The organism is Pseudomonas sp. MWU347, from assembly GCF_017947305.1.
GTDB lineage: Bacteria > Pseudomonadota > Gammaproteobacteria > Pseudomonadales > Pseudomonadaceae > Aquipseudomonas > Aquipseudomonas putida_A.
Window position 1 is genome coordinate 1 of record NZ_JAFGZB010000032.1, and the last position, 1,169, is coordinate 1,169.

The following is a 1,169-nucleotide window of genomic DNA, read 5'->3' on the forward strand; positions in this document are numbered from 1 at the left end:
ACCAGCAACTGGTCTTGTCGTCGGCCTGGCCTTCGCGGTCCCAGTGGAATTGCACTTTGACCCGGCCGTACTGGTCGCAATGGATCTCTTCGCCTTTGGGGCCGGTCACCACGGCGCTCTGACTGCCGAGGATGCGCGGTTTCGGGTGGCGCAGCGGTGGACGGTTCGGCACGTCCCACGGGGTCGCCTGAAAACGGTTGCGGTAGCCCTGATGGAAATCGTCTTTCAGCGCGGTGGTGTCGCTGGTCACCGATTCTTCCAGCACTTGCGGCTGCTTGCCTTCGTGCAGGACTTCGGTCAGCAGCCACAGGTCGTTCCACTTGGCCTTCGGGTGTTCGGTCAGGGCAAGGAAATGGCCGCTGACCAGCAGTGGCTGGTCGCTCTTGCCTTCGGCGAGCTGGAAGTCGCTGCGGTGACGTTCGAGGGCGCGTTTGGCCAGGTGCTTGCCGCGCTCGCGGTCGATGAAGCGGCCCGGGTAATCGTAGTCTTCGAGGTCGGGAAGGGCGTCGCCGCGGTTTTCGCTTTCCAGGGTCAGGCGCGGTTTTTCGAAGTCGTAATCGCGGCGCGTGGTACGGCTGGTGCGGGTTTCCAGGCGCAGGTCGAAACGCTTGATCACCGGGTTACTGGCGACCATGCCGGAGTCTTGCTGGTAGGCCACTGGCTTGAGTTTCGGGAACACCGTCTGGTCATCGCCGAACACCAGCTTGTGCGCCGTGGCGCTGTGCTGGAAGTGGTAGTGGATACCTTCTTCCTCGCACAGGCGCTGGATGAAATGCAGGTCCGATTCATCGTATTGCACGCAGTAGATGCGCTCGGGATAGATGGAACCGGTCTTGAATTCGTAGGCGTTGCTCTGGATGCCGTGCTCTTCGAGGACCATGCCGATGATTTTCGGCACCGTGAGGTTCTGGAAGATGCGTTGGTTGACGCGGTGCGCCAGGTACGACAATTGCGGGCGCAGGGTCACCGAATAGCGCGTCAGGCGCTTGCCCGAGTCACCTTGCGCGGCGCGGTAGATCTGGCCGTGGATGCCGCTGCCATCGGGCGACAGCTGCAGAAAGGCCGGTTTGTGCAGCAGGGTTTCGAGGTCCAGCGACGGCTGCTCACTGACCAGCTCCACCTCAAACACAAAAGGCTGGCTGATGGCTTCCCGGCCGGTCAGGGTAAAT

Annotated in this window: 1 protein-coding gene; it reads right to left on the minus strand. The window is 62.0% G+C overall.

All coding sequences use genetic code 11. The annotated features are described in order from the left end of the window. A partial coding sequence (tssI, locus tag KCG87_RS27325; protein WP_210559235.1) for a type VI secretion system tip protein TssI/VgrG occupies window positions 1-1,169 on the minus strand: 1,169 nt, incomplete at both ends.